Raw genomic sequence first — 3,446 nt, 5'->3', positions numbered from 1 at the left:
GCTCGTCGCCCGTGCGCGAATCTGCTCGAAACCCGGCTCGCCATCATCGCGCGCCCTAATGACAAATCTGGGTTTAATGCTGTTGTGTCCCGGGGTGCATGATGACTGAAGACGAATTCCTCGCCTTGGGCCGTCAGGGCTATAACCGCGTGCCGCTGGTGCGCGAAACCCTGGCCGACCTGGACACGCCGCTAGCCGTCTATCTCAAGCTCGCCAACCAGCCCTATTCCTACCTCTTCGAATCGGTGCAGGGGGGGGAGCGCTTCGGCCGCTATTCCTTCATCGGCCTGCCGGCGCGGGTCCGCATCGTGGTGCGCGGCCATGAGGTGTGCGTCGAGGACGAGGCCGGGCTCATCGAACGGGAGGAATGCGCCGATCCCCTTGCCTTCATCGAAGCCTACCGGAAGCGGCTGCGGGTGGCGGAACGCCCCGGCCTGCCCCGCTTCGCCGGCGGGCTGGTGGGCTATTTCGGCTACGACACCGTCCGCTACATCGAGAAAAAACTCGCCGGGGTGAACAAACCCGACCCCATCGGCACACCGGACATCCTGCTTTTGCTCTCGGAGGAGCTGGTGGTGGTGGACAGCGTCATGGGCCGGCTGTACATCGTCGTCTATGCCGATCCGCGGCAGCCCGGCGCCTATGCGCAGGCGCTTGAGCGGCTCACAACCCTGGAGGCGGCGCTGGCAGCACCCCTGACGCCGCCGCCCACCCCCGTCTTTCCGCGGGCGCAGGCCGTCTCCGAATTCGGCGAGGCCGCCTTCAAACAGGCGGTGGAGCGTGCCAAGCGTTACATCTTCGAGGGCGACATCATGCAGGTGGTGCTTTCGCAACGCCTGACGCAGCGTTTCCCCGCGCCCCCCATCAACCTCTACCGGGCGCTGCGCAGCCTCAACCCTTCGCCCTACATGTTCCACTGTGATTTTGGCGACTTCCACGTCGTGGGCGCCTCGCCGGAAATCCTGGTGCGCCTCGAGCGCGACACCGTGACCGTGCGGCCCATCGCCGGCACCCGCCCGCGGGGCGCCACCCGCGAGGAGGACGAAAGACTCGGGGAGGAGCTGCTTGCCGATCCCAAGGAACGGGCCGAGCACCTCATGCTCATGGACCTGGGGCGCAACGATGTGGGGCGGGTGGCGCAGACGGGCAGCGTGCGGGTGACCGAGAACATGGTCATCGAACGCTACTCCCACGTCATGCACATCGTCTCCAACGTGGAAGGGAAGCTTAAACCCGGTCTCGACGCCATGGATGTACTGCGCGCCACCTTCCCCGCGGGCACGGTGAGCGGGGCGCCCAAGGTGCGCGCCATGGAAATCATCGACGAGCTGGAGCCCAGCAAGCGGGGCATTTACGCCGGGGCCGTGGGCTATCTCGGCTTCAATGGCGACATGGATCTCGCCATTGCCATCCGCACCGCGGTGGTGAAGGCGGGCACCCTCCACGTGCAGGCGGGCGCGGGCATCGTTGCCGATTCGGTGCCGGAAAACGAATGGGCGGAAACCAACAACAAGGCGCGGGCCGTGCTGCGGGCGGCGGAAATGGCGCTGGGTGGACTGGGCACAGGCCATGGCTGAAAGCAGCAAAGACCAGGGCGGCAGGACCGGCCGAGGCGCAAGCAGGAAGCGGGATGGCGACGATCGCGCCGGGAACGACAGGAACGATGCGCCGTCAATGACGCTTGAGATGCCCAGCGGGCGCTTTGCCTGGGCGGGGGGTTCGGTATGGTGCTGATGATCGACAACTACGATTCCTTCACCTACAACCTCGTGCAATACCTCGGCGAACTGGGTGAGGAGGTGGTGGTGCGCCGCAATGACGAAATCGACCTTGCTGGGGTCGAGGCGCTCGCTCCCGACCACATCGTCATTTCGCCGGGGCCCTGCACGCCCAACGAGGCGGGCATTTCCGTGCCCCTCATCCAGGCCTTCGCCGGCCGCGTGCCCATCCTGGGCGTCTGTCTCGGGCACCAGGCCATTGGCCAGGCCTTTGGTGGTCGCATCGTGCATGCGAGAGCGCTCATGCACGGCAAGACCTCCCTCATCCATCACAAGGGGGTGGGGGTGTTCGCGGGACTGCCCAGCCCCTTCACCGCCACCCGCTACCATTCCCTGGTCATCGAGCGCGAGAGCCTGCCGGATTGTCTGGAAATCACCGCCTGGACCGAAGATGGCGAGATCATGGGCGTGCGCCACCGGACGCTGCCCGTGGAGGGCGTGCAGTTCCACCCGGAATCCATCCTCACCGAGTATGGACATGAGATGCTGGCCAACTTCCTCAAAGCCCCCTCGCCCAAGCCCTCTCCCATGGGGGCAGACGGGGAACAGCGGAGGACGCCATGACTTTTAAGCAGGCACTCACCACCCTGATCGAAAAGCGGGACCTCGGCCAGGAGGACATGCTCGAGCTCATGCACCAGATCATGACCGGGCAGCTCACTCCGGTGCAGATCGCGGGCATCCTCATCGCCCTGCGCGCCAAGGGCGAGACGGTGACGGAAATCGCCGCCGCCGCGCAGGTGATGCGGGAGCTTGCCACACGGGTGCCGGTGGCGCCCGACGAGCACCTGGTGGACACCTGCGGCACCGGCGGCGACGGGGCCCACACCTTCAACATCTCCACTGCTTCCGCCATCGTCGCTGCCGCGGCGGGGGTGAAGGTGGCCAAGCATGGCGGCCGTTCCGTTTCCAGTACCTGCGGCAGCGCCGACGTGCTGGAGGCCTTGGGGGTGAATGTCAACCTCACCCCGGAAGACGTGGCCGCGGCCATCCGTGAGATCGGCGTTGGCTTCATGTTCGCGCCCAACTATCACAGTGCCATGCGTTATGCGGCACCGGTGCGCCGCGAGCTGGGGGTGCGCACCCTCTTCAACCTGCTCGGGCCGCTCACCAACCCGGCGGGGGCGAAGAACCAGGTCATGGGCGTCTTCGCCCGCGATCTCGTGCCCAAACTTGCCCGCGTACTGCAAGCCCTGGGCAGCCGCCACGTCATGGTGGTGCACGCCGCCGATGGCCTCGATGAAATCAGCCTGGGGGGCGATACCTTCGTTGCCGAGCTCAAGGACGGCTGTGTGACCGAATACACCCTCACCCCCCAGGCCTTCGGTTTCGATCCCTGCCCCTCGGAAAAACTCGTGGTGCACAACATCGACGAGGCAGTGGCGATGCTGCTTTCCGTCTTCGACAATGTGGATGGCCCGGCGCGGGACATCGTCTGCCTCAATGCCGGCGCCGCGGTGTATGTGGGCGGCGTGGCGGCCACCCTGGCCGAGGGCGTGGCCCGGGCGCTCAGCGCCATCGAAAGCGGCGCGGCCAGGGCGAAATTCGAGGCACTCAGGGAGTTTTCCCAGCGGGCCAAAGCAAAACCCTGAACCGCGGATTCAAGTTTGAAGTGCAATTTTGATTAACGGGTAGGTGGGTCAGAATGTGCGAGCATTTTGCCCCATC

The 3,446-nt window shown here is 65.7% G+C and carries 3 protein-coding genes; all 3 read left to right on the top strand.

Features of this window, described 5'->3' with window-relative positions; all coding sequences use genetic code 11:
* Positions 1–101: 101 nt before the first annotated feature.
* The 3 genes from trpE (at position 102) to trpD (ending at position 3,370) form a co-directional block, all read left to right on the top strand.
* Entirely contained in the window at positions 102–1,577 is a 1,476-nt protein-coding gene (gene trpE, locus K6T56_12570) for an anthranilate synthase component I (GenBank protein ID MCL6557174.1), read from the top strand.
* A 147-nt stretch (positions 1,578–1,724) separates the two neighbouring features.
* Complete coding sequence (gene pabA, locus K6T56_12565; GenBank protein ID MCL6557173.1) at positions 1,725–2,342, top strand: aminodeoxychorismate/anthranilate synthase component II; 618 nt, start codon at positions 1,725–1,727, stop codon at positions 2,340–2,342.
* The gene (gene trpD / locus K6T56_12560) at positions 2,339–3,370 is read left to right on the top strand and encodes an anthranilate phosphoribosyltransferase (GenBank protein ID MCL6557172.1); all 1,032 of its coding nucleotides are present in this window, start codon (positions 2,339–2,341) and stop codon (positions 3,368–3,370) included. Before pabA ends, trpD begins: the two co-directional genes overlap by 4 nt.
* The last annotated feature ends 76 nt before the right edge of the window (positions 3,371–3,446 follow it).

It is taken from the genome of Burkholderiales bacterium (assembly GCA_023511995.1).
Lineage (GTDB): Bacteria > Pseudomonadota > Gammaproteobacteria > Burkholderiales > Thiobacteraceae > Thiobacter.
The sequence above is the reverse complement of the archived record's forward strand: the minus strand, read 5'-3'. Positions and strand labels throughout refer to the sequence as shown.